The organism is Uliginosibacterium silvisoli, assembly GCF_036017035.1.
Classification (GTDB): Bacteria; Pseudomonadota; Gammaproteobacteria; order Burkholderiales; family Rhodocyclaceae; genus Viridibacterium; species Viridibacterium silvisoli.
This window is the reverse complement of record NZ_JAYXHS010000001.1, coordinates 444263-468429: the sequence shown is the minus strand read 5'-3', so window position 1 is coordinate 468429 and position 24167 is coordinate 444263. Positions and strand designations below refer to the sequence as shown.

23 protein-coding genes and 1 tRNA gene are annotated in these 24167 nt (G+C 63.3%); 10 read left to right on the top strand and 14 right to left on the bottom strand.

The annotated features are described in order from the left end of the window. Window positions 1-45: 45 nt before the first annotated feature. Both VVD49_RS02210 and VVD49_RS02205 read right to left on the bottom strand, forming a co-directional pair. Window positions 46-1050: a tetratricopeptide repeat protein gene (locus tag VVD49_RS02210; RefSeq protein ID WP_327597490.1), complete on the bottom strand. Its 1005-nt coding sequence runs from the start codon at window positions 1048-1050 to the stop codon at window positions 46-48. Then, entirely contained in the window at window positions 1047-1433 is a 387-nt protein-coding gene (locus VVD49_RS02205) for a hypothetical protein (RefSeq protein WP_327597489.1), read from the bottom strand. Before VVD49_RS02205 ends, VVD49_RS02210 begins: the two co-directional genes overlap by 4 nt. A 207-nt stretch (window positions 1434-1640) precedes the next feature. On the opposite strand from VVD49_RS02205, the gene VVD49_RS02200 reads away from it, so the two are divergent. Together VVD49_RS02200 and xerC are read left to right on the top strand one after the other, a co-directional pair. Further along, complete coding sequence (locus VVD49_RS02200; RefSeq protein ID WP_327597488.1) at window positions 1641-2585, top strand: Nudix family hydrolase; 945 nt, start codon at window positions 1641-1643, stop codon at window positions 2583-2585. Then, a complete protein-coding gene (gene xerC, locus VVD49_RS02195; RefSeq protein WP_327597487.1) occupies window positions 2582-3469 on the top strand; it encodes a tyrosine recombinase XerC in 888 nt (295 codons plus the stop codon). The genes VVD49_RS02200 and xerC overlap by 4 nt, the downstream gene beginning before the upstream one ends. A 20-nt stretch (window positions 3470-3489) precedes the next feature. On the opposite strand, the gene VVD49_RS02190 is transcribed toward xerC, so the two are convergent. Both VVD49_RS02190 and VVD49_RS02185 read right to left on the bottom strand, forming a co-directional pair. Beyond that, the gene (locus VVD49_RS02190; RefSeq protein WP_327597486.1) at window positions 3490-4314 is read right to left on the bottom strand and encodes an inositol monophosphatase family protein; all 825 of its coding nucleotides are present in this window, start codon (window positions 4312-4314) and stop codon (window positions 3490-3492) included. 3 nt (window positions 4315-4317) lie between these two features. Then, window positions 4318-4890: a thioredoxin family protein gene (locus VVD49_RS02185; RefSeq protein ID WP_327597485.1), complete on the bottom strand. Its 573-nt coding sequence runs from the start codon at window positions 4888-4890 to the stop codon at window positions 4318-4320. Between the two features lie 233 nt (window positions 4891-5123). Here VVD49_RS02185 and VVD49_RS02180 point away from each other — a divergent pair, with 233 nt between their 5' ends. The 4 genes from VVD49_RS02180 (at window position 5124) to VVD49_RS02165 (ending at window position 9371) form a co-directional block, all read left to right on the top strand. Further along, window positions 5124-5852 carry a 16S rRNA (uracil(1498)-N(3))-methyltransferase gene (locus VVD49_RS02180; protein WP_327597484.1) on the top strand — a complete coding sequence of 243 codons (729 nt, stop codon included), beginning with the start codon at window positions 5124-5126 and terminating at the stop codon, window positions 5850-5852. Between the two features lie 184 nt (window positions 5853-6036). Then, complete coding sequence (argA, locus tag VVD49_RS02175) at window positions 6037-7356, top strand: amino-acid N-acetyltransferase (protein ID WP_327598932.1); 1320 nt, start codon at window positions 6037-6039, stop codon at window positions 7354-7356. Window positions 7357-7362: 6 nt separating this feature from the next. Beyond that, complete coding sequence (locus VVD49_RS02170; protein ID WP_327597483.1) at window positions 7363-9108, top strand: sensor domain-containing diguanylate cyclase; 1746 nt, start codon at window positions 7363-7365, stop codon at window positions 9106-9108. Between the two features lie 47 nt (window positions 9109-9155). Next, complete coding sequence (locus tag VVD49_RS02165; RefSeq protein WP_327597482.1) at window positions 9156-9371, top strand: DNA gyrase inhibitor YacG; 216 nt, start codon at window positions 9156-9158, stop codon at window positions 9369-9371. 55 nt (window positions 9372-9426) lie between these two features. Here the strand turns inward: VVD49_RS02165 and VVD49_RS02160 are convergent, their stop codons facing one another. From VVD49_RS02160 to VVD49_RS02135, 6 genes are read right to left on the bottom strand one after another with little or no spacing between them, the layout of a single operon-like run. Continuing rightward, window positions 9427-10077: a DUF484 family protein gene (locus VVD49_RS02160; protein ID WP_327597481.1), complete on the bottom strand. Its 651-nt coding sequence runs from the start codon at window positions 10075-10077 to the stop codon at window positions 9427-9429. 14 nt (window positions 10078-10091) lie between these two features. Next, entirely contained in the window at window positions 10092-10280 is a 189-nt protein-coding gene (locus VVD49_RS02155) for a hypothetical protein (protein ID WP_327597480.1), read from the bottom strand. Between the two features lie 23 nt (window positions 10281-10303). Then, on the bottom strand, window positions 10304-11140 hold the full coding sequence (dapF, locus tag VVD49_RS02150) for a diaminopimelate epimerase (RefSeq protein ID WP_327597479.1): 837 nt from the start codon (window positions 11138-11140) through the stop codon (window positions 10304-10306). A gap of 58 nt (window positions 11141-11198) precedes the next feature. After that, the gene (mutY, locus tag VVD49_RS02145; RefSeq protein ID WP_327597478.1) at window positions 11199-12236 is read right to left on the bottom strand and encodes an A/G-specific adenine glycosylase; all 1038 of its coding nucleotides are present in this window, start codon (window positions 12234-12236) and stop codon (window positions 11199-11201) included. 24 nt (window positions 12237-12260) lie between these two features. After that, window positions 12261-14219: a PAS domain-containing hybrid sensor histidine kinase/response regulator gene (locus VVD49_RS02140; protein WP_327597477.1), complete on the bottom strand. Its 1959-nt coding sequence runs from the start codon at window positions 14217-14219 to the stop codon at window positions 12261-12263. Further along, entirely contained in the window at window positions 14216-15529 is a 1314-nt protein-coding gene (locus VVD49_RS02135) for an HD-GYP domain-containing protein (protein WP_327597476.1), read from the bottom strand. Before VVD49_RS02135 ends, VVD49_RS02140 begins: the two co-directional genes overlap by 4 nt. Window positions 15530-15734: 205 nt before the next feature. Here VVD49_RS02135 and VVD49_RS02130 point away from each other — a divergent pair. The 4 genes from VVD49_RS02130 (at window position 15735) to prmC (ending at window position 19471) form a co-directional block, all read left to right on the top strand. Further along, window positions 15735-15810: transfer RNA gene (locus tag VVD49_RS02130), tRNA-Phe, on the top strand. 209 nt (window positions 15811-16019) lie between these two features. Continuing rightward, the gene (gene hemA / locus VVD49_RS02125; RefSeq protein WP_327597475.1) at window positions 16020-17294 is read left to right on the top strand and encodes a glutamyl-tRNA reductase; all 1275 of its coding nucleotides are present in this window, start codon (window positions 16020-16022) and stop codon (window positions 17292-17294) included. Beyond that, window positions 17291-18373: a peptide chain release factor 1 gene (gene prfA / locus VVD49_RS02120; protein ID WP_327597474.1), complete on the top strand. Its 1083-nt coding sequence runs from the start codon at window positions 17291-17293 to the stop codon at window positions 18371-18373. The genes hemA and prfA overlap by 4 nt, the downstream gene beginning before the upstream one ends. 3 nt (window positions 18374-18376) lie before the next feature. Then, entirely contained in the window at window positions 18377-19471 is a 1095-nt protein-coding gene (prmC, locus tag VVD49_RS02115; protein WP_327597473.1) for a peptide chain release factor N(5)-glutamine methyltransferase, read from the top strand. Here prmC and VVD49_RS02110 read toward each other — a convergent pair. The 4 genes from VVD49_RS02110 to VVD49_RS02095 form a co-directional block, all read right to left on the bottom strand. Continuing rightward, on the bottom strand, window positions 19465-20883 hold the full coding sequence (locus tag VVD49_RS02110) for a diguanylate cyclase domain-containing protein (RefSeq protein ID WP_327597472.1): 1419 nt from the start codon (window positions 20881-20883) through the stop codon (window positions 19465-19467). The genes prmC and VVD49_RS02110 overlap by 7 nt on opposite strands. 20 nt (window positions 20884-20903) lie before the next feature. Further along, complete coding sequence (locus tag VVD49_RS02105) at window positions 20904-21917, bottom strand: ABC transporter substrate-binding protein (RefSeq protein WP_327597471.1); 1014 nt, start codon at window positions 21915-21917, stop codon at window positions 20904-20906. 142 nt (window positions 21918-22059) lie between these two features. Beyond that, a complete protein-coding gene (locus VVD49_RS02100) occupies window positions 22060-23082 on the bottom strand; it encodes a cupin-like domain-containing protein (RefSeq protein ID WP_327597470.1) in 1023 nt (340 codons plus the stop codon). Window positions 23083-23152: 70 nt separating this feature from the next. After that, window positions 23153-24037, bottom strand: coding sequence for a 2OG-Fe(II) oxygenase (locus VVD49_RS02095; protein ID WP_327597469.1), 885 nt, complete (start codon window positions 24035-24037; stop codon window positions 23153-23155). Between the last annotated feature and the right edge of the window lie 130 nt (window positions 24038-24167).

Here is a 24167-nt window from a genome sequence, read left to right as displayed (position 1 = left end):
CGGAGGAAGGCCGCAGGCCGGAATCCGGGACTACGAATCCAGGGATCAGCGCCGTGTCGCCAGCCTGGCTGACAGTGCAATCGCATCGGCCGCCAGCGCGTCCTCCGGAAAGTGGCTGACCAGCGCGCCGAGGAGCGCCTGTGCCGCGCCATTCTTGCCCAGGCCGCCGAGTGCCTGGGCTGACATGAAAAATGCCTTGGGAATATCCGGGTGCGCCGGGTGGCGAGCGTCGAAGTGTTTGAGCAGGCGTAGCGCGGTGGTGTGCCGGCCGAGCATGATGGCGCTACGGGCAAGGCTCAGCGAATCGTCCATGGGCGGGTAGTAGCTTGCATCCATTCGCATGCATTCTTCCGCGACGTTGAGTGCCAGATCATTGCGATCCGCCTTGCGCAGGGCGACGATGAGGTCTTCCGCATGCAGCATCAGCGCCAACTGCTGTGTCTCGTCGTTACGCAGGCGGTTGTGCAGGGCGAGGCGCGCGGCGATGTTGTTGGGTTCGCGCAGGACAAGATCACGCAGCATGCGGTGCGCCGGGCTGACCTGTTCGAGTGCGCTCGACAGGCGCGTGGTAAGGCCGGTCTGGGCGAGGCGTGGCCCCGCTTGCGGACGCGGGCGTGGCGCCGTTTCGATGACCATCTCGGTCATGGCGTTGTGCAGTTCCGCTTCCAGCGCGCGTACCGCCTGTTCCTTGCTGCGCGCCAGATTGCTCAGCGCCTGCCACAGGCCGACTATCAGCAGGGCCTGCGAGATCTGCGCCAGCAGTTCGCAGGTGGCGCTATCAATGCCGATTGCATGGGCAATGGCGCCGGCGTGACCGGGCAAACCGCCGCGCGTCAGCAGCAAGGTCAGCAGCGCAGCGAGGATCAGCCATTGGCCGTGAATGCCGAACGCGGGCACGCTGCGCAGCCTCCGCGTCATGCGGATCAGGGCTGCTGCGAAGACCGCAACGAGCGTCAGTTGCAGCCAGCTCGCGCCGATGAACAGGTCGTCGCCGAGCAGGTTGATACTGTTCTGCATCAGCGCGGTGAGCGCCAGCCAGAGCATGATCACAGTGCGCCCTCCGCGTGCTCGCTGGCCGGTTGGGTCTGCACGGCGACGAGGCAGAAGAGTGCGAACAGGGCCAGCCGCAGGACCGCAGCAAGGGTGTCGCCGGCCTCAAGCGGCAGGGGCGTCAGCGTTTGCGTCAGGGGTAACAGGCTTACCAGCAGGCCGCAGCCAGCGAAGGTGTGCAGCCATGCCGGCGAACCGGCATGGCGACGGCGAAACTGGGTCAGCCAGGCCAGGGCTGCGGCACAGGCAAGGGCCAGCGCGACGGCGAGGAGGCTTGCCTGCGTGGCTGGCATCCCGGTCAGCCAATCCAGCGGTCCGGCGAAGGCCATGGAGAACATGCCGGTCATGCCGAGGGTGAAGCTCAGGGGTTTGAATGACTTCATGTTCAGTTTGACGCGCGCCGGAGGCGCTTTTGCCCGCTCGCTGGCAGGTCTGGATGAAGAGCAGCAGTATACCCAGCCCGCCGCGAGCCAAGCTTGGTTCGGGCGTGGGGCGCGGGTATTCTTCGTCAAGACTCCGTCAAAGGCGTCATGACTCGACGCAAATTTCCTGCGCTTCCCTCATCTATCTTCGTCTCGTACCCGGATCTCATGGTTAAACAGGTTGCAGTGGCCGCCGCCGTCATTACCCGCCCCGATGGCAGTTTCCTGCTCGGGCAACGTGCCGCCGACACGGTCTATTCCGGCTATTGGGAGTTTCCGGGTGGCAAGGTCGAGGCCGGCGAGACGCCGCGTGACGCGCTGGTGCGTGAGTTGTCGGAAGAGCTGGGCATCGTCGTCGATCTGGCCTGTCCGTGGCTCATGCGCGAGCATGTCTATGAGCACGCGCATGTCCGCCTGCACTTCTTCGAGGTGCCGCAGTGGCACGGCGAGCTGCAGCCCAACGTGCATGCTGCGATGACCTGGCAGCAAGCCGATCAGCTCGACGTCGGGCCGATGCTGCCGGCCAACGGTCCCATCCTCAAGGCACTGCGCCTGCCGCGCGTGATGGCGCTGACGCATGCATTCGAGATCGGCGTTGACGCGCAACTGGCGGCGCTGGATCAAGCCCTGGCGGCGGGGCTCAAATGCGTGCAGGTGCGTGAGCCGGGCATGCCGCCTGATGCGCGCGATGCTTTTGCACAAGCCGTTCTGGCGCGTTGCAAGGAGCATGGGGCGCTGGTCCTGTTGAATGGCGATGCTGCGCGAGCCGCGGACCTGGGCATGGATGGCGTGCATCTCTCTGCGCAGCAATTGCTGGCCTTGCATGAGCGACCGAAGCTGGAGTGGGTGGGTGCGTCCTGCCATAACCGCGCGGAGCTCGAACATGCCGCGAAGCTGGAGCTCGACTACGCTGTGCTCGGCGCGGTCAAACCAACAGCCAGCCACCCGGGCCAGCCCGCCATTGGCTGGCAGACGTTTCATGACCTGACGCGTGAGCTATCGATTCCCGTCCTGGCGATCGGCGGCCTGGCACCGCACGATCTGTCCGAGGCGAAGCAGGCTGGTGCCCACGGCATTGCCTGCATCCGTGCGGCATGGGGTTCCGGAGCATGACGTCGCCTGGCGAGATCGAGGCTTATCTGAAGTATCTCGCCACGCAGCGGCGTGCCAGTCCGCACACGCTCGACAACTACGCGCGCGATCTGGCGCGCTTGCAGGAGCTTGCCGCGACGCGTGCGCTGACTTCGCTCAATGCGCATGACATCCGGCGTTTTGTCGCGAAGCTGCATGCCGGTGGGCTGCAGGCGCGCTCCATCGCACGCACGCTGTCGGCATGGCGTGGCCTGTATCGCTGGCTGGTGCGGCAGGGCAGGGCCGAGGCCAATCCTGCGCTGACCGTGCGGCCGCCACGTGCGCCCAAAAAGCTGCCACAGGTGTTGTCGCCGGATCAGGCCGCGACCTTGCTCAATGCGCAGCCGGAAGATGCGCTCGAAGTGCGCGACCATGCAATATTCGAGCTGTTCTACTCGTCAGGATTGCGCATCGCTGAACTGGCTGGACTGGACCTGTCCGGCACCTACAGCGTGGCCGATGGCGAAGTCACCGTGTTCGGCAAGCGCGCGAAGACGCGTCGCGTTCCGGTGGGCAGCAAGGCGCTGGATGCGATCGCGGCATGGTTGCCGATCCGCGCGCAACTCGCCGCAGCGGGTGAAGAGGCCTTGTTCGTCAGCCAGCGCGGCACGCGCCTGTCGATGGGCATGATCCGCAAGCGACTCGAGCGTTGGGCGCAGTTGCAGGGCATGCCGGTGCACGTCTATCCGCACATGCTGCGCCACAGTTTTGCCAGCCACGTGCTGCAATCGTCAGGCGACTTGCGTGCCGTGCAGGAATTGCTCGGCCACGCCAGCATCAGCACCACCCAGATCTACACCCATCTCGATTTCCAGCATCTGGCCAAGGTGTACGACACGGCACATCCACGCGCCAAGAAAGGCTGAGGCGCCGCTCCGCGACCGGGTCAGTCGCCGTTATGCGCTTGCAGCCAGTCCAGCCATTGCGAATGCAGCGATGGGTTTGCGCCGAGCACCACTGCGTGTTTCTTGCGCGGCTCGGCCACCACCGCATTGCCATCGAGCAGGCTGCTCGTACCACCCGCTTCGGCGAGGATCAGGCGGCCTGCCGCGTAGTCCCATAGCGCTTGTCCGCCATGCAGGTACACGTCGAGCCGACCAGCCGCTACAAAACACCATTCCAGCGCGCTGGAGCCGAAGTTGCGTTGCGAGTAGACGGGTTTGTGCGTGACTAGCGCCGCAGCCAGCCCTGGCGGCAGACGCTTGAAGTCGACGCCGGCGACGGCGCCCGCGAGCTGTTTGGCGGGCTTGCGCAAGGGCAGGCGCGTGCCATTGAGCCATGCTCCCTGACCCTGGCTGGCGTAGAAGGCCTCGTCGGTGACCGGGTTGTAAACCACGCCGAACTGTGTCTCGCCATTGACCATCCAGGCGACCGATACGGCAAACAGCGGAATGCCATTGGCAAAGTTGGTGGTGCCGTCGATGGGGTCGATGCACCAGATGCCTTCGGCGCCGTTGCGCCAGCGCTCACGGTGCTGGGCGGGGCTCATTTCCTCACCGATGATGGGCGCGTCACGGATCTCCGGCAGGCGCGCGATGAGGGCTTTCTGCGTGAACAGGTCTGCTTCCGTGAGCGAGCTGCCATCACTCTTGTGCTGGCGTACTGCCTTCATGAAGCGCGGCAGGATGACGTCGCGTGCCACATCGCGGACGAGGGATTCGAGTGCCCGTGCTTGCGCCAGTTGGGATGATTGAATGCCCGAAGATGCCATGCCTCAGCCATTCCTCCACTTGATCGAACAGCCCATGCTGGGTGTCTGCTCCGCCGGGCCGCGACCGCTCCGGGCGATCTGCAGCATGGCGTCGAACAGTTCGCGCGCTGCGCCATCGGGCGCCGCTTCCTTGCGCGAAGCATCGAGGCGGCCGCGATACTGCAGTTGCAGGCCGGCATTGAAGCCGAAGAAGTCCGGCGTGCACACGGCACCGTACTCGTGCGCCACGCGCTGGCTCTCATCGATTACATAAGGAAAGGGGAAATCCAGCGTGTCGGCCAGTTGCAGCATGTGCTCGGGACCATCCTCCGGATAGTCCTCGACCGCGTTGGGCATGATGGCGATGCTGCCGATGCCGTGTTGCGCCAGTTCGCGGCAGTCACGCACGATGCGGGGCAGGACGGCTTTCACGTAGGGGCAATGATTGCAGATGAACATCACCAGCAAGCCCTTCGGACCACGTGCGCTATCGGGGGTGTGGATGATTTGCCGGCCGGGAGTGTGGCGCAGGTCGGGCAGGGCGAAGTCCGGTGCCGGGCGGCCGAAATCGCAGATCGGGGTATTCAGGCTTACCATTGGCTCCTAACGTACCTTCCTCGAGCACCTGTTTTCAGCGTCTTTGCTACGTACGTCTATTACGTCAATTGCCGTCGCTTACTTGCGCCCCACATTGATGCAAAAACCGGGGAAAATGCCCGTTTGCAGTCTTGTTCCCCAACGGGCTCTTGCCCGTCCGTCATCAATACTGCCGCCTCCGGAAAATGACAGGCACTTCCTGCCAGGCCCGGAGTCTTCAAAGATCATAGCCCATGCTTCCTCGCTTTTATTGCCCCATGCCCTTGAGCGTGGGTGCCGAAGTCACCTTGCCGCGCGAAATGGCACATCACGCAGGTCAGGTATTGCGCTTGCGAGAGGGCGATGAGCTGGTGCTGTTCAACGGAGAAGGCGGTGAATTCCGGGGCAGCTTGCAGGGGGCTGGGCGTGAGCTTCGTGTAAGTTTGCAGGAATACGCTGCGGCAGACCGTCTGGCGCCGCTGGACGTCACGCTCGTGCAAGCGCTGGCGGTTGCCGACAAGATGGACTGGATCGTGCAGAAAGCGGCCGAGCTGGGTGTGCGCTGCGTGCAGCCCGTTTCTGCCGAGCGCAGCGTACTGAAACTAGCCGGAGACCGCGAAGCCAAACGCCTCGCGCACTGGCGCCAGGTGGCCGTGTCGGCAGCCGAGCAGTGTGGTTGCAACCGGCCTTTGCAGGTGGGGGCACTGCAGAGCCTGACTGGCTGGTTGGGCAGGAATGTTGAAGCGGGCGCGCAGCGCTGGATACTGCACCCTGAAGAGGGGCAAGCGCTGTCGTCGCTGCCACGTCCGGCAGGGCCCGTCGCATTGCTGATCGGGCCGGAGGGGGGCTGGAGCCCGGCGGAAATGGCGGCGGCGCAGCGCGCCGGATGCTTGCCGGTGGCGATGGGGCCGCGCGTGTTGCGCACTGAGACGGCTGGGCTGGCGGCAATGGCTGCGATGCTGGCCTTGTGGGGTGATTTCTGAGCGCGAATCCTGTGAGGGATTCTGCGTGTGAGTTGCATTGAAGGGGTAAGTCTTGAACGCAAGCAGCAACGGGGCAAACGATCCGGTCGATATCGGGCCTGACGGCACGGCAGACAATCATTCGAAAGGCTTGTCTGCCAGCGGCCCGCGCGTGTTCCGTGAGGGCGTCGCAGCGGCAACCCGCATGGCCAATGACGAAGCCATACGTTTCGTCGACTGGGTGCGCGGCGCGGCGCCGTACTTCCATGCCTTCCGCGGCAAGACCTTCGTGCTGGCCTTCGGCGGCGAAGTGGCGCAGGGCGAGCTGCTGCAAGACCTGTGTCACGACGTGAACCTGCTGGCCGCGCTTGGCGTGCGCCTGGTGCTGGTGCACGGCTCGCGCCCGCACATCGAGCAGGAAGTGGCGCGTCGCGGTCTCGAGTCGAAGTATCACAATGGCCTGCGCATTACCGACGTACGTGCCCTCGAAGCCGTGAAGGCCGGCATGGGTATCACGCGTATCGAGATCGAGGCCTGTCTGTCGCAAGGCTTGCCCAACACGCCGATGGCAGGCGCATGGATGCGCGTCACCGGCGGCAACTTCATTACGGCGCGCCCGATCGGTGTGGTCGATGGCATCGACTATCAATTTACGGGGTCGGTGCGCAAGGTCATTGCCGACGAAATCGCGGCTGACCTCGATCAACAGAACGTCGTGCTCATTACCCCGCTGGGCGTGTCCCCTGCGGGTGAGATCTTCAATCTGGCGATGGAAGAGGTCGCCGAGGCGGTGGCGGTCGCGCTCAAGGCCGAGAAGCTGATCTATCTGTGCGACGCGCCGGGGCTGCTCGACGATGAAGGCCGGCTCATTGAAGCGATTACTGCCGATGAAGCCGAACGCATGTTCACTGCCGGCAAGGGGCTGACAGAGGACCTGCACCTGTTCCTGCCACGTGCCGTGCGTGCTGTGCGCAAGGGTGTGGCGCGCGCCCACCTGATTGATCGCGACAAGGACGGCGGCCTGCTGCTTGAGTTCTTCACACGCCAGGGCGTGGGCACCATGGTCACGCGTGATCCCTTGTATCGCTTGCGCGAGGGCAACAACGAGGACGTGGCCTCGCTGGTGTCGATGATCGCACCGCTGGAGGCCGACGGTACGCTGGTACGGCGCCCGCGCGAACTGCTGGAGCAGGAGATCGAACGCTTCACGCTGGCCGAGAACGATGGTGTCGTCGTCGGATGCGTGGCGCTGTATCCCTTCGCCGAGGACGACATGGCCGAGATGGCCTGCCTGGCAGTCACCGGCGAGTATCGTCGTGCCGGGCTGGGCGAACGGCTGTTGCAACACGTCGAGCAGCGCGCACGTGCGCAAGGCCTGAGCAAGTTGTTCGTGCTGACCACCCGGACAGAACACTGGTTTCGCGAGCGCGGCTTCGCCGAGGTCGGGCCCGATGCTTTGCCCGGGCGCAAGCGTGATCTCTACAATTTCCAGCGCCGCTCCAAGGTGTTGATGAAGTCTCTCTGAGCCGCGATGATCGTCCCCTTCCTGTTCGACAAGTCAGGCCACCAGGCAGCGATGCAATCGCCGCTGCGTTGGCGCATGGCGCGCCGGATCTATGCGGGGGGCGCATCACTGCTGGTCTGTGCAGTGACGGCCTGGGCCAGCGAAGGCAGTGTGCTGCACATCGTGACCCTGTCGCTGTCGTTGGGCGGCCTAGTATTGCTGGCCGTGTTGCTGGCATTCCGCATGGCACGCGGCACTTCGGTGGGGCGTGTGCAGGAGTTGCGCGAGAAAGTCGACATGGCCATCAAGCTGCAGACCACACCCGTGCTGCCGCACGGTGGCTGGTCTGCGTTCGACGAGCTGGGTGACACGATTGCGCTGTGGGCGCAGGGGGCTGAGCAGCGCGCCGAGAATCTGCGGGAAGAGGTGGCCTGGTACCGCCGCCTTGCCGAGGATTCTCTTGGCATAGAGGCGTACTTCTCGCGCGGTGGACGCCTGCTGTGGCTGAATCCTGCAGCCGAGCGCGTCACGGGCTACGCGCTGCACGAATGTTTCGAGTCGACCGACCTGGTGGACCTGTGGGTCTACGTCAAAGACCGGCCGCTCATGAAGGAGTTGGCGCGGCGCGGTCTGGCGGGCGAGGCGCGCGAGGATCACGAGTTGCGCATCCAGCACCGCGACGGCAGCCTGCGTTGGTACGCGTGCCGCTGGAACGTCAATCGCAACCGTGAAGGCGAGATTGTCGGCGTGCGGTTCTCGGCGCAAGACATCCAGCGCCGCAAGGACGTCGAACTCAAACTGCTGGAAACCGTCGCGGCCTTGCGTCGTGCGCAGGCACTGAAGGAGCATTACCTCAAGCGCAGCAATGACGAGAAGATGCGCCTGTCCTCACTTCTGGATACGGTGGAGCAGGGCATCCTGTTCGTCGACCGCGACCGGCGCATCGTCTACATCAACCAGCCCTGCATCGAGATGTGGCAGCTGTCCTCGCGTGAGGCGATCGTCGGCACGCGCGACATGCTGTTGATCGAACGCACGCAGAACATGCGCGCCAACGATGCCGAATACATGCGGCACATCGAGGAGGTGATCGCCTCGCGCCAGAACAGTCTGCAGTTCGACATCCTGCTGAGCGATGGCCGCATCGTCAGCGAGGTCTCTGCGGTCGTGCCTTCGGCTGATGGCTCCAAGCCGATCGGTCGCGTATGGGTCTTCGAAGACGTCACCGAAGCGCGCTACGCCGAGCAGCGTCTCACCGAGCTTGCCGAGCGAGATCCGCTCACCGGGCTCTATAACCGCCGTCGTTTCCTTGAGGAGATGGAGCGGCATCTCGCCGATGGTGTGCGCCGTACCGAGCAGGTTGGCCTGATGAGTTTCGACCTCGACGGCTTCAAGGCCATCAACGATACATTCGGTCACCAGGCGGGTGATGAGGTGTTGATCCGTCTCGCCGCCGAGATCGGCAGCATCGTGCGTCGCAATGAAATGTTCTTCCGCCTCGGCGGTGACGAGTTCGCGATTCTCGTCGCCAACACCTCGACCGAGCGCATGGAGCAGCTGGCGCGTCGCGTGCTCGATAAGGCGGGCGGCCTGATCTTCAATTTCGACGGTACGCTGGCCAGCGTGACGGTGAGTGTCGGCATCGCCATCGCACCAGATCACGCGCAGACCGTCGATACGCTGATTGCAGCGGCCGACCGCGCCATGTACCAGGCCAAGATGCAGGGCAAGAATCGTTGCGAAATCGCTACGCCGCCCGCCGCACCTGTGTGACGCTGCGCGAGCGCAGCAGAATTTCCAGAATATCTGATCTGAATATCATGAGCAGCACTGACGAAACTCCGAAGAAACCCCGTTCCGTAAATTGTCCGACCTGTGCCAAGCCCGTCGTATGGGAAGCAGCCAGCCGCTGGCGGCCCTTCTGCTCGGAGCGTTGCAAGCTCATCGATATCGGTGCCTGGGCTTCGGAGACCTACAGAGTGCCAGGAGCTGAACCGGATCCGGGCGAGGGCAATGAGGATGTGCCGCCGCTGTGAGGCAGCCGTGAAGTGAATCCTGCAGGTCGGGTGCTGCTGGCCGACCTGCGTGGCGTCAGCCGATGTGCCGCAACACCGCGGCACTCACCAGATCACCGATCCGTTCGACATACAGCGTGCCCATTTCCGGGAAGAAACGTTGTGCGTCCTCGCTGCCCAGCGCGAGCATGCCGAAGACCTGTGCGTCACGGCGCAACGGGATCAGCGCCCATGAGCGCAGCTGCTCGGCGGATTCGCCGAACCATGCCTGCACCTCGGCTTGTTGCACCGGGCCACACAGTGGGCGTTGCAGGTCGGCAGCAAAGAACAGCAGCTCTTCGCTGACTTCGACGAACTCGGGCAGCGGACGCTTGAGGATGCTGTTCCAGATGCGCAGTTGCACATGCGGCACAGCGAACCCTTCGGTGAGGTGCGTGTACAGCGACTGGCTGACTGACTCGAAACTCTCGGCAATCAGCAGCGACAGCGTGAGGTGGTGCACCTTGGCCGAGATCGAATCGTTCTCTTCGCCGAAGCCGACCAGCTCGGACAGCTTGCCCTGCACCTGTGCGAGCTTTTCACGCAGCGTCGATACCTGACGCTCGGTCAGCGAGATCGCCTGTCCGCCGGTGTGATGCGGCACGGTGATCTGCGTCAGCACGTCCGGGTTGTCTTCGAAGAACGATGGATTGTCTTGCAGGAAATTGATGACGTCTTGTGCGTTCATGGTTTTCTTCAGGATCAGGCTGGATCGGGGGAGGCGGACGGTGTCTTGATGCCGCGTGTTTTCATTTCAGCAACGATGCTGGCCGGCATGGGACGGCAACTGCAGTGAGCTGCGTGGGCGAGATGCCATTGCAGGCGTTGTTCGAGACTGGCGTTGCGTGGCATGCGATGCGCTTCATGCCACTGTCGATTCGTCTTGCCCATTCAGCTCCTCGCATCAGGCGGGTTCAGTCCTGCAGGGTAATTTCGCTCTCGAAAACCGACACGGCCGGCCCCGTCATCATGACCGGCGTGTCGATACCGTTCCATGCGATTGTGAGGTCGCCGCCGCGTGTCTGCACGCGCACAGGCGAGCTCAGCAAACCGCGCGAGATGCCCGCTACAACCGCTGCACAGGCACCCGTGCCGCATGCCAGGGTTTCGCCCGAGCCGCGCTCGAATACGCGCAGGCGGATATTGTGGGCATCGACGACCTGCATGAAGCCGGCATTCACGCGCGCCGGGAATCGCGGGTGGCGCTCGATCAACGGGCCTTGCGTCTCGACGGGGGCCGTGTCGACGTTGGCGACAAGCTGCACGGCGTGCGGATTGCCCATCGAGACGGCGGTGATCGCCACTTCTTCTCCCGCCACATCAAGCGGCTGGATCAGCGCGTTCGAGTCGGAGATGAAGGGGATGCGTGCGGGTTCGAAAACCGGCACCCCCATGTTTACCGTCACCTCGCCGTTGGCTTCGATGCGCGGCGCGATGATGCCGGACTTGGTCTCGACACGGATTTCCTGTTTGTCGGTGAGGTGCTGGTCCAGCGCAAAACGTACGAAGCAGCGCGCGCCATTGCCGCACTGTTCCACCTCGCTGCCATCTGCATTGAAGATGCGATAGCGGAAGTCGACACCCTCCTGCGTCGCGCGTTCGACGATCAGGATCTGGTCCGCGCCGACGCCGAAATGGCGATCAGCGAGAAAGGCTGCCTGCTGTGTGGTGAGCTGGACGGGTTGGCGCACCGCGTCGATGACGACGAAGTCGTTGCCCAGCCCGTGCATCTTGGTGAATTTGATCTTCATGCTTTTCATTATCGCAGCGGGGGCGGCCCAAGACCACCCTCCGGCCGATGAAGTCTGGCTATTCCAGCGATTGCAGCAAGCGCCTGACAGGTGCCGGCAAGCCGACCTTGTCCAGCGCATCGAGATCGATCCAGCAGAGCTGGGGCTCGTTCAGCGCAGCGGGAAGCTTCTTCAGATCGACCTGCCAGGGCTGGATGGTCAGGACGAAATGCGTGAACACATGGCGTACAGGAGGCAATGCACTGGCCGATGTCTTGAGTGACAGGCCGAAGCGCCTCTGCATCAGATTCGCAGCGTCTTCGCCCTCTTCCATTTCGGGCAGGCTGAACAGCCCGCCCCAGATACCGCTGGCCGGGCGCTGTTCGAGCAGCACGTGGTTCTGCGCACGCAGCACCAGCATCGCGCTTTCTCGTTGCGGTACAGCCTTACGTGGCTTGGGTGTGGGCAGCTCGGACTGGCGACCTTCACGACGCGCCACGCAGCTTGTCGTGACAGGGCAGTGCAGGCACAGCGGCTTGCTGCGCGTGCAGAGGGTTGCGCCGAGATCCATGATGGCCTGCGGGTAGATTTCGACGCCGCGCTCTGGCACCAGCGTTTCAGCCAGCGCCCACATGTCCTGCTCGATGGCGCGCTCACCGGGAAAGCCTTCTATGCCGAAATGGCGCGCCAGCACGCGCTTGACGTTACCGTCGAGAATCGCGACGCGCTCGCCGTAGCAGAACGAGGCGATGGCGGCTGCGGTCGAGCGGCCGATGCCGGGCAGCTTGATGAGCTCCGCCGCTGTAGCAGGGAACACGCCCCCGTATTCGTCCATCACCATCTGCGCCGCGCGGTGCAGGTTGCGCGCGCGGGCGTAGTAGCCCAGCCCGCTCCATAGCGCGAGCACGTCGTCCAGCGGTGCAGTCGCGAGTGCGGCAACGTCGGGAAAGCGTTGCAGGAAGCGCTGGTAGTAGGGGATGACGGTGTCGACCTGGGTCTGCTGCAACATGATCTCGGAGAGCCAGACGTGATACGGCTCGCGATTCTGTTGCCAGGGAAGATCGTTGCGGCCGTGACTGGCCTGCCATTCGACAAGGGTGACTGCAAACTCGCTCATGCAGCCAGTGTACCGGCTCGCGGGCTAGTCGGCTTTGTCGGGGCGGCTATCGTGCCAGCGCCCGATGGCTCCGCTCAGCGAATCCACCGATACAGGCTTGGTGATGTAGTCGTTCATGCCGCTTTCTAGCGCGTTGCTGCGGTCCTCGGCCATGGCGTCAGCGCTGACGCCGACGATGTAGCTGGTCGAGCCAGTTGCGCGCAGCGCGCGGGTCGCTTCGATGCCGTCCATGACGGGCATGCGCGTGTCCATGAAGATCAGGTCGAAGTCCTGCGCTGCGCAGCGGGCGAGGGCCTCGCTGCCGTTGACTGCGCTGACGATCTGGCGTGCGCCGAGCTTGCGCAGCAGATTGGTCAGCACCATCTGGTTGACGGCGTTGTCTTCGACGATCAGCAGGCTGTCTTCCTCGTTCAGGCGCGAGGCTGCGGCTGAGCTGACCACAGTGTGCTGCGACGGCAGGTCGAGCGCCAGGGTGACGGTGAACCAGAACTCCGAGCCCTTGCCCGGTTCGCTATTGACGCCGATCTTGCCGCCCATCATCACGCACAGCATGCGGCAGATGGACAGGCCCAGGCCGGTACCGCCGAAACGGCGGGTCGTCGACATGTCTGCCTGCTCGAACGGCGTGAAGATGTGTTCGAGCTTGTCGTGTGGAATGCCGATGCCGGTATCGCGCACGCTGAACAGCAGCTCCGTCTGTTGCTGGCGCGCCGCGCTGGCGTTGAGGTTCATGCTCACGTTCAGGCTGATCGCGCCTTGCTTGGTGAACTTGAAGGCATTGCCGATCAGATTGACGAGAACCTGGCGCAGCCGCACCGGATCGCCGCGCACATTGCGCGGCACTTCCGGCGACAGGGTGATGGTGAAGCTCGGGCTATTGTCGTGGCGCTGCACAGAGAACAGCTTGCGCAGGTCATCGAGCATGGCCGACAGGTCGAAGCCGGTGTTCTCCAGCGTCAGCTTGCGCGCCTCGATCTTCGAATAGTCGAGGATGTCATTGATGATCTGCATCAGCGCCTCGCCGCTGCTGCGCATGGTATCGACGTACTCGCGTTGCTCGGCGGGCAGGTCGCTCATCTGCAGCAACTGCGCCATGCCGATGATGCCGTTCATGGGCGTGCGGATCTCGTGCGACATCATGGCGAGGAATTCGCCCTTGGCGCGACTTGCTGCATCGGCGATATCTCGCGCCGAGATCAAGGCCAGCTCGGCGTGGTGGCGTTCCGTGACGTCGGTGACCGAAATGACGCGCCCGATGATCTGCTCGGCATGCCTCGCCGGGCGTGACTTGCATTCGAATACCCGATCGTCATTCAGATGGAGCGTGCTGAAATGCTCCTGCTCATCGTCGCCATCGCCGAGTGGCGCGAGCACGGCCAGGCTTTCGCGATGCGCTTCGCTGTTCTCGGGATCGTCCTTGAGCTGTGCTTTCAGGAAGGCGAACAGGCGCTTGTCGTCATGACGTAGCAGCAGTTCCGAGGGCAGGCTCCACAACTCGGCGAAGCGCCGGTTCATGTTGGCGATGTCGCCATTGCGATCGAGCATCAGAATGCCGTCGGCCGTCGCCTCCAGCGTGGCACGCAATTGTGAGGCGGTGTGTGCCAGTTCTTCTTCGGCGTGTTTTTCGGCGGCGATATTGTGCGCGCGCACCACCAGCCAGCCTTCAAAGTTCTGGCTGCGCAGCACGCTCTTGCGTGCCGTCAGCGTGCTGCCGTCCGCGCATTGATACAGGCCTTCGACATCGGTGACTTCGGCATTGCCGCCATTGCGCACTTCTTCCCAGAAAAACACATCGGCCAGCGCGCATTCGATCTCGGTGATCGGGCGGCCGATGAGCTCTTCACGCTTGTAGCCCAGCTGCCGGCAGGCCGAGATATTGGCCGATACGATGTTGAGGCTGCTTTGATCGACCAGCAGCAGGATCTCCTGCGCGAAGTTGAGCAGCTCGGCAAGGGATTCGGGGATGATGATCTGCGAGCTCATGGCGTTTTGGCCCCGCTGCCGGAGCCGGCATCGAAGTAGTACGTCACGCGCTTGCGCGGGCTCAGGTAGTCGTAGACCGCAGCGGGAATCTGGATAGGGCGGATGGCCTTGATGATGTTGAGGTCCGGCTCTTTCTCGAGATCGATGGAGAGCGCTTCTTCCTTCGGGATCTCCGGGTCATAGACCAGCACCCAGGGGCGTAGCGGCTTGGCCGGGTTGACCGACTGCACCAGCGCGATCTTGTCGTTGGAGAGCTTGACCAGGCTGCCCGGCGGGTAGACGCCGAGGCTGCGTATCATCAACTGCAGCGAGCGCGCCTCGAACTTGGCGCGGCGCTGCGAGAACATCATCGACAGCGCCTCGTGCGGCGTCAGCGCGCGCGTCAGGTCCGTCGGATTGCACAGGTTGTCGTAGTGATTGACCAGCGACACGATGCGCGCCAGCGGGTGGATCGCATCGCCCTTGAGGCCCTTCGGATAACCCGTGCCGTCGGCCAGCTCGTGGTGCTGCCAGATGATGGCCTGCACGACATCCGGCAGGCCGACCTTCTGCGCGATACGCACACCGTATTCCGCATGCAGCTTGCGCAGCTCGCGCTCGGAGTGGTTCAGCTCCTCGGGATTCTTCTTCAGGATCTTGTCCGGCACATCCATCAGGCCGATGTCGTGGAACAGCGCACCCAGGCCCAGCATGCGCGTCTCTTCTGCCGACAGCCCCAGGTCACTGGCCAGCATCATCGACAGCACCGCGATGTTCAGGCCATGAAAGTAGACATCCTCGCCGCCGGCCTTCTCGCCCATCACGTGCAGCGTGATCTCCGGTTCTTCGAGGAAGGCTTGCACCATCTGGTCGACCAGCGCGCCGACTTCCTGCAGACACTCGCGCGGATTCGATTGCAGGCTGCGATTGACGTTGCGCATGATGCTGCCGGCCTTGAGGAAGGCTTTTTCGACCTGGGCCTGCTTTTCCTTGCGGATCTGCAGCTGGCGGGCGCGCTCACGGCGTTCGATCTCCGCCGGGTCGAGTGGCGCATCCTCCGGCGCAGTCGCTGGGCTCACTTCGCTGGCGGCGTGTTTCTCGGCTGCCGCGGCAGGTGGTTGCACGTCGCTGCGCGCCGGATCGATACGGAAACGGGCGACGCCGAGACCGCGCAAGGTCGCGATCTGGTCAGCCGAACGGATCTTGAAACTGCTGAAGCTGAAAGGGTGGCTGAACCACGGCAGATCGATATGTACGTAGAGCCCGATGCACAGCTGGTCGGGCGTGACCGACGCATCCACCGCTTTTTCGGCTGACAGGGGTTGGTTCATGAAGGTTTCTTGCGTAGCTGGGTGGGCGAGGGCTTGGCCGGGTCGAGCCGGCGCCCCGTTTGTGCGCTTGAATGCTTGGTTTCAGGGGTAACGGCAGGCAGAGAGACATGTTTAGCTGCAAGGCGCCTCCGCTTGCGTTGCAGCGAAAGTAACAAAAGTCGCCTTGCGCTGAGAGCTGTTGATGGCTATAATGCGCAGCTCATTTGGCCTGGTAGCTCAGTTGGTAGAGCAGCGGATTGAAAATCCGCGTGTCGGTGGTTCGATTCCGCCCCAGGCCACCAAAGAATTCAGACGGGTGCAGTGCAGGCCCGCGACCACGGGCCAAGCGATTGGCCCGTTTTCATTTGTGCTTCGGCATTGGGTCAGCCACGCATCCGCAGCGAGCAATGCCCTGGAGCATGTCCAAAGTCGGCCAATCTTGTTATAACCGCAACGGTCAACCTACCGCTGGCAGATTTGCCATAACCGCAAGCCTGCTTCGACGCAGCCCATGCAACTTGTCGCTCTCGGCCTGAATCACCATACCGCGCCCATCGCCATTCGCGAGCGTCTGGCGTTCCAGCCTGAGCGGCTGGCGGCGGCTCTGGGTGAGCTGGTCGGGCTGCCGGCGGTGCAGGAGGCGGCAATCGTGTCCACCTGCAACCGCACCGAGTTGTACTGCGCGACGCAGGATCCGCAACAAGCGGCTGACTGGCTGGCGGCGTATCACCGCCTCGCCTTGCCGGATATTTCCCCTTATCTCTACAGCCTGCCTGACAACGAGGCCGTGCGCCATGTGTTCCGCGTGGCCAGTGGCCTCGATTCGATGGTGATAGGCGAGCCACAGATCCTCGGCCAGCTCAAGGAGGCGGCGCGCCTGGCCGAGTCTGCGGGTTCGCTGGGCAGCACCCTGCACCGCCTATTCCAGAAGAGCTTTTCCGTCGCCAAGGAAGTACGCTCGACCACGGCGATCGGCGAAAGCGTCGTCTCCATGGCTGCTGCGGCTGTTCGCCTGTCGGAGCGCATCTTCGGCGACATGCGCGAGACGCGTGTGCTGTTCGTGGGCGCGGGCGAGATGATCGCGCTGGCGGCCGCGCACTTCGCCGGCTCCGCGCCGCAGCGTATCAGCATTGCCAACCGCACTCTGGCGCGCGCTGAACAACTGGCCGAACGCGTGCGTGGCGAGGCGATTTCACTGGCTTCGGTGGGCGAGCGGCTGGCCGACTTTGACGTGGTGGTGTCCTGTACTGGTAGCCCGTTGCCGGTCATTGGCTATGGCATGGCCGAGCGCGCACTGAAGGCGCGGCGCCAGCGCCCGATGGTGATGGTCGACCTGGCCGTGCCGCGCGATGTCGAACCGGAGGTCGCCAAGCTGTCCAACGTATTTCTCTACACCGTCGATGACCTGGTGCAGATTGTTTCCGAGGGCAAAGCCCTGCGTCAGGCCGCCGTGCAGGATGCGGAGGCCATCATCGATCTGGGCGTCCTCAATTTCGTGCAATGGGTGGACGGCCGTGAAGCGGTGCCGACCATTCGTGCCCTGCGCAGCCATGCCGAGTTGATGCGTCAGGAAGAGCTCGCCCGTGCCATGCGTGCCATTTCGCGCGGCGAGGCGCCGGAGCAGGTGCTCGAGCAGCTCTCGCGTGGCCTGACCAACAAACTCTTGCACGGCCCCTCGCAGTTCCTCAACCGTGCTGACGTCGACACGGCTGCGCACGCCTCCGAGACCATCCGGCATGTCTTCGGGCTCGATCCCGTGCGTAGCGACAACAAAGAAAAAGAATGAAACAGAGTATCCGCAACAAACTCGAGCAGCTTGCCGAGCGCCTCGAAGAGCTCGACGCGCTGCTGGCAACCGAGACCGCCACGGCCAATATGGATCAGTACCGCAAGTTGTCGCGCGAGCATGCTGACATCGGCACGGTGGTGGGGCTGTGGAAGGGTTTCCTGCAGGCCGAAGCCGACGAGCGTACGGCGCAGGACATGCTTTCCGACCCGGAGATGAAAGAGCTGGCACTCAGCGAGCAGGCCGACGCACGTGCGGCGCAGGCGCGCATCGAACAGGAGCTGCAGATCGCGCTGTTGCCCAAGGATCCGAACGATGATCGCAACCTGTTTCTGGAAATCCGCGCAGGCACCGGTGGTGACGAAGCGGCGCTGTTTGCAGGTGACTTGCTGCGCATGTACACGCGTTTTGCCGAGCGCCAGGGCTGGCGTGTCGAGATCGTCTCGGTCAGCGAGTCTGACCTTGGCGGCTACAAGGAAGTCATCGCGCGCGTCGTGGGTGTCGGCGCCTACTCCAAGCTCAAGTTCGAGTCCGGCGGTCACCGCGTGCAGCGCGTGCCCGTGACCGAGACGCAAGGCCGCATCCACACGTCGGCATGCACGGTGGCCGTGATGCCGGAGGCCGATGAGGTGGCCGAGGTGAACATCAACCCGGCCGACCTGCGCATCGACACCTTCCGCGCAAGCGGTGCCGGCGGCCAACACATCAACAAGACCGATTCGGCAGTACGCATTACGCATATCCCGACCGGCATCGTCGTCGAGTGCCAGGACGACCGCTCGCAGCATCGCAACAAGGCGCAAGCCATGAGCGTGCTCGCTTCGCGCATCATGGATGTGCAGACGCGCGCGGCGCAGCAGAAGGAAGCGGCGACGCGCAAGAGCCTGATCGGCAGCGGCGACCGCTCCGAGCGCATCCGCACCTACAACTTCCCGCAAGGCCGCATTACCGATCACCGCATCAACGTCACGCTCTACAAGCTGGATTTCGCCATGGACGGCGACATCGGCGAGCTGATCGACGCGCTCATCACCGAGCATCAGACCGAGCTGCTCGCGGCACTGACGGGCGAGGCGTAAGACGTGAGCTTGCCTGCAACGCTCGGTGAAGCGCTGCAGTTGGCGCGTGGTCGTATCGAGAGTGTCGATGCGAAGCTGCTGTTGCGTGAGGCGAGTGGGTGTTCGGCGGCGACGCTGATCGGTTTTCCGGAGCGTGCGCTGGATGTAGTCGCTGCGCAGCGGTTTGTGGATTGGCTGGAGCGTCGTGAGCAGGGCGAGCCGGTTGCGCATCTGTTGGGGCAGCGCGAGTTTTTCGGGCGCATGTTTCGTGTTACGGCAGATACCTTGATTCCTCGGCCGGATACGGAATTGTTGGTTGAGCTGGTGTTGGGTTTGGTGGCGCTCGAGCCCCTCTCCCGGCCCTGCTTTACAGCTGGTGAAGCCACTCGAAGCTCCCCTCCCTCTTCAGGGGAGGGGCTGGGGGAGAGGGTGCAGCAGGCGGCTGGGGCGAATGACCAACATGTGTCGCGCGTTGCAGTTCCCTCTTCACTAGGGGCAGAGCGAGGGTTTCGTGCGGCATGCCGCACGCTCGCGGAGCCGGTTGGCAATGCAGTGCCAGCCGTGGGGCGCGGAGCGGGGTGGCCGGAGGCCGGGAGAGGAGAACGCGAGGCACCCGCCCCGACCATTCTCGACCTCGGCACCGGCACCGGCGCCATCGCCATATCCATCGCACTCGAACGCCCGCATGCCAAGGTCACTGCCGTCGACGCGTCCGTCGCCGCGCTGGCCGTGGCGCAAGACAACGCGCAAAAACTCGATGCACCCGTGCGCTTCCTGCATGGCAGCTGGTTCGCCCCCGTCGCTGGCGAGCGCTTCGAGCTGATCGTCTCCAATCCTCCCTACATTGCGGCCAACGACGAACATCTCGCCCAGGGCGATGTCCGTTTCGAACCACTCTCGGCGCTGGTTGCCGGCACTGACGGGCTCGACGACATCCGCGACATCATTGCGGCCGCACCCGCGCATCTCGTGTCGGGCGGCTGGCTATTGCTCGAGCATGGCTACGATCAGGCCGCAGCGGTGCGGGCCTTGCTCGCAACAAGCGGCTTTGTCGAAGTTCAATCCTGGAAAGATCTCGCCGGCATCGAGCGAGCGAGCGGTGGCCGAGTAGCCTACTGATCGGTCGAACGCGGGCGCCTGAGGCTGTGCGCGAGCGCGTCGTTCGCCGCCGGAATCTTGGCGCTGCTCGTTGCGAAGAGAAAACCACCGCCACGTTGCTTGATGGCATACATGGCGATATCGGCCGCCGCCATCAGGCTGGTGAGATCGTCGCCGTTGTTGGGGAAGAGCGCGGCACCGACGCTGACGCCCAGTTGCAGCTTCAGGTCGCCGATTTCGATCGGCGTCGCAAACAGCGACACGACGCGCCGACAGAGCGCATCGGCCTGGTACTGCTCCTGCAGGCCTTCGAACGAGATCAGGAATTCATCGCCGCCGAGTCGTGCCAGTACGTCCGACTGGCGACATATCTGCTGCAGGCGTAGCCCCATGGTTTGCAGTACGCCGTCGCCGACGGCATGGCCGTAGGTGTCGTTGATGTGCTTGAAGCCATCGAAGTCGAGCAGGATCAAGCCTAGTGGTGTGCGATGGCGGCGCGCCTGTTCGATGCGGCGCTCGAGGTAGGGCATCATGAACGCGCGGTTGGCGAGGCCCGTCAGCGGATCGGTGCTGGCCAGTTTGCGCAATTCCTCTTCCAGCTCTTTGCGGCGCTCGATGTCGTGCGCCAGATCGGCATTGACGCGCTCCAGCTCGGTGGTGCGTTCCTGGACGGCGTGTTCGAGTTGCTCATTCTGTGTCAGCAAGTCGCGGCGCGCCTCCAGCAGCCGCTGCACCAGTCGCGAGAAAGCACGGTACAGGCGGCCGATGTCGTCATTGCTGTCGAGGTCTGGCAGGTGAGGAATCTCCACCAGCTTGTCAGGCTGGATGCTGTCGGCCGTACGCACCAGGCTGGCCAGCGGGCGCCCCACGGCACGCCAGAATATGCCTTGCTGGATGATCAGGCCGGCCACGAAAAGCGCGGCTGCGCAGGCCACCAGCCAGCCGACATTGCGCAGGGTGGCCTCCATGACAACGGCGTCATTGATGGCGACGACGGCAAAGCCCAGTACCTCGCCCTTGCCGCGCACGACGGGGTTGAGCACGAGGATGCCGCTCGGTGTGGTGACGGTCTGCGTGTCGTCGGCTTCTGGTAGCTGCGCGTATTCGGGCCAGATGATGGTGCCGCTGCCGCTGTGATATTGCTGAGCGCCGTGCGTGTCGAAGAGGGCTGCGTCGCGCAGCATCGGATCATTGCGGATCACCGCCGCGCATTGCTCGTCGAAGCCGAGGAAGTCGGCGAAGCCCATGTCGAAGGCAATCAGGCGGCTGGCGCGCGTGGCCAGTTCATCGGCGGCCAGCGTGGCGCGCGCAATGGCGTTGTCGCGCTCCTGGTGATGCAGGAAGAAGCCGCCCAGCGCGGTCAGCACCGATGCGACCAGCGCCGCAAAGATCAGCGAGATCAGGTTGATGCGCAGCGGGAGGGATACGGACATTGCTGGGGACCTCGGGGCTGTCATGAACCCCAGGCGAAGCGCGGCAACACCTGGGCGTTCAGCAAAACACTGCTCTTGATAGGCAGGCCCAGCTTGCGGGCGCGCGCCAGCGAGATCATCGGCTGGCCCTTGGCGGTCGCTTCGGGCGGAATGCTGGCCGGTGAAACCTTGTCGACGAGGATGCGTCGCGCCATGCGGCCAGCCAGACGCCCTTGCTCGACGCCAGAGACAGTCACCGCAAGCAATGTGCCGCGTTCGACGCGCGTATCCCAGAAGGAGAAGTCCATGAGCCCGCTATTGTCCGCAGTCCAGTGCAGCACTTCTTCGTAGTCGGCGTATCCACCACCTGGCTTCGTGAAGCGGAAAACGCCCAGCAGGCCGACCGCATCGACCTTGCCTTGCAGCGCCAGCATGCGGCTCTTGTATTCTTCGAAGGTCTTCGGTTGCAGCCATTCAACGACCTCTACGTCCTTGCGCCTTGCCAGTTCGGCGCGAATGCGACTTGCCACGCCCACCCAGGTGGGGTCGTCATCGAGCACGATCGCCAGTCGCAGGTTGCGCACCGGCTTGATCTCGCGCAGCAGGCTCAGCGTGCCGGCAAAATGCTCGCGTTCCAGCACGCCCGTGACATTGCCGGCCTTGTCGAAGCCATAGTCCCTGTGCTCCTTGTTCACGCCGGAATACACGAAGGGAATCTTCGAGTTGATGAACTTGACCGAGACCTCTGCCTGGGCGACGTCATCGTTGGTGTAGACCAGATCAGGCTGCCAGTTTTCGATCAGGTCGATGGCCTCCTTGGCTGCCGCTTTCAACTGCGTCGCATCCTTGTGCTTGGCATCAAGCTCGACGACGCGAATGATCGCGTCGGTCATGCCCAGGCCTTCGCGAAAGCCACGCAACTGGTCCTGGTTCCAGGCCCAGTCGCTGCTGTAGCTCATGACATGCACGATCTTCAGGGGTTCGCCCTGCACCCATGCGCTGAGCGTCACGAGGCCCATGGCAATGGCGTAATGCAGGCAACGGCTGAGTCTCATTCCTGAGGATCCGGTCAAGATTGTGCTGTACTGAAATATCGCCCAGAACGCAGCCGGGCTTGAAGGCAAAAGTCACACGGCCCGGACGTATGTCCAGGCCGTATCTTTTGATTCAGCGCCGAGCAACGAAAATTTTCGTTGGTCAGAACGCAGTGTTTGACGGGTAGTTTTCAGTGAAGTTGTTGTCCCACCGGAAGTTGGTGAAGGACACGGTGACAGAAACGTCGAGACCTTCGACGAAGTGCCAGCAGCCCACTGGCAGGAACAGGATGTCGCCCGGCCCGATGATGGCTTCGAGCACGCGTGCATTGCGCATCGCCGGATAGCGCTCATAGTCGATGCCACGGCCATCGACATGCGTGAAGCAGTGCTCGTGGTTGTAGATCTGATTGACCTCGTACGCAGGCACCATCAAGACGCGCTTGCGGCCAATGACCTGGGCCATGAAGTTGTTGGTCAGGTCGTGGTGGAAAGGCGTCACCGTGCCGGCCGGTCCGAACCAGAAGAAGCCGCCAGGCGCGTCCGGCGTGAGGTACTCGGGGATCTGTACGATGTCTTGCCACAGGCCTGACAGCGCCACGCGATTCTGTGAATCGTTGTTGGCCGTCATGTAGAAGTCGTTGGTCTTGCCTGCGTTGCGCACCAGATCGACATATTCGCCGAAAGGCATCGTCTTCTGGTGCTTGAGCTTGTTCAGCTCGTAGTGCTCGTCGGAGTTGCGGCCGAACTGCACTTGCACTTCCTTGTCGCCGAAGTTGTTCTTGAAATAATCGAAGTCCCACTTCTGGCGTGCCGGCCAGTCGTCCATCATGCCGGTGATGACAACGGGTTGCCCGACGGCATAGAAGTCGTTGAGGAAGGCGTCGGCCGACAGCTTGTCGAGGCGCGGCACTTCGGGGGAACGCAGCTGGCCCATGCGGCGCTGGTTGTCGAGAATCCAGTCGTGCTTGGCGAGGCGGTTCTTCAAGCGCTGTGCACCCGCGATATAGGGACTGGAGAGCGCGGCGTTGACCTCGTGGTGCGCATCGGCGACCGACACGCCGGCGCGCACCAGTGTCTCGAACAAGCCTTGTGGGTGGTTATCGAGAATGAGATTTTCCGCGAGCCAGCGACGCCATTCGTCAGTCATGCGCATGGCGCCTACGGGGTTCGATTTTGCGTACATTGTTGTCTCCGTTCCTGTTCCGTCTTGTGTCCGGCTGCGCTTATGTCTGCGCGGCTCGTAACCGGCCTTGCTAGCCGTATGGCCGTTGCCGCATCCACTTGGTCATGATCCACTTCTCGCCCGCCTGTACCGGCGCGCCGCCATGCAGGGTCATCGGATCGATCTGGCCATTTGCATTGCAGTAGCGGAAGTAAACTGCCGAGCCTTTCTGCGGCGTCACCGAGATGCCTGCATCGGGGAAGATCGTCTCGCCACCGGCCTCGACATCGCTCAGGTACATGATCATGGTGCTGACGCGCTGGCCGCCCACTGCAACGTGAGTCGTGCTGCCGACTTCGTGCGGTGGGAAGTAGTCGAAGTGCGGACGGTACTCGCCGCCCACGCCGTAGTGCAGGATCTGCAGACCCTCGCCGTGGGTCAGGGGCCAGTTCATCAAGGTGGCAACGCGATTGTCGATGCGCGTGATGAACTCGTCTTCACAGCGATCGAAGAAAGTGCCTTCGCTGGTGCGGTTGGCAATGACATCGTGCTCGCCGGTGATCGGGTTGACCGTGGTCGAGCGCTTCAGCTTGTCGCGCGAGCGTTCGATCAGCTCGTCACATTCTTCATGTGACAGGACGTTGTTGAAGACAACGATCTGCGGGCGCTCCGAGCGCAGGACGACATTGACGAAGCGGTCGCCGACGTCGATACGGTTACCGGCAGCGATCGGCATTGCATCGTACTGGTAAGGATTGACGGCGCGGCCAGCTGCTGAAAAAGCCGGAATGAAGGCGGGCGCCGGGGGCTGGACGGGCAGGGGTACGTCGGGCGCCAGTGCCTGCGCTACCTTGAAGGTGGCTGTTGCGGCGTCAATGCCGGCGCCGACCATGGCGCTGATCATGGATTCCGGCGAGCAGCCGCGCTTGATATTGTCATTCAGCCAGCTCTGCCAGCCGGAGTCGAACTGTGGCATGTGGAACGCCCTTGCGTGCAAATGAGTAGAGGAAATGGCCGCTGGAAACCTGCGCAGCCATCCGGTTCGGCGGGAAATCTACTACCCATTATGAAGTTTGTGGATACAACAAACCTCGTGCACTGCAACA